We start from the raw sequence: 438 nt of genomic DNA on the forward strand, positions 1-438 counted from the left end.
CATGTTCTGCGCACGAAAACCCACCAGCTCGAGCGGACTGCGGCTATCGATGCCCCGTGAGATCAGATCACGTTTACTGCGCGTCACCTTCTTGACCACGCTATTCGCCGAGGCCCGGACGGCTTCGTCGGTCCCATGGATACGTGCCGCGACCAGCAGCACAAGCGTGGCGTCAGTTAGGTTCATGGCAAGACCTAAAAAATATGCACCGCAGTGTATCGATTCTTTTCTTTTCCGTACTAGCCCCAAAAAATGATGCCTAGGAGAATCCATATTCCGATTCCCGCACAAAGGGACACGAGCCAAAAAGGACGGGTAAGGGTGGGAAGGGAATGGGCACTCAAGGGAAAGAGCGCTATCCGAAAAGGCTAAAAGGCCACTTACCCAGCACATTCCCGGAGGTCAAGATGCTAAAGCCGTTTCGCCACAAACGCCAGA

The 438-nt window shown here is 54.1% G+C and carries 1 protein-coding gene; it reads right to left on the reverse strand.

What is annotated here, in order from left to right:
• The coding region (locus JMV15_RS28075) for a DUF7740 domain-containing protein (RefSeq protein ID WP_201492008.1) at positions 1–186 on the reverse strand (186 nt) is incomplete at its 3' end.
• Positions 187–438 lie beyond the last annotated feature (252 nt).

The organism is Pseudomonas paracarnis (genome assembly GCF_904063055.1).
GTDB classification, from domain to species: Bacteria; Pseudomonadota; Gammaproteobacteria; order Pseudomonadales; family Pseudomonadaceae; genus Aquipseudomonas; species Aquipseudomonas paracarnis.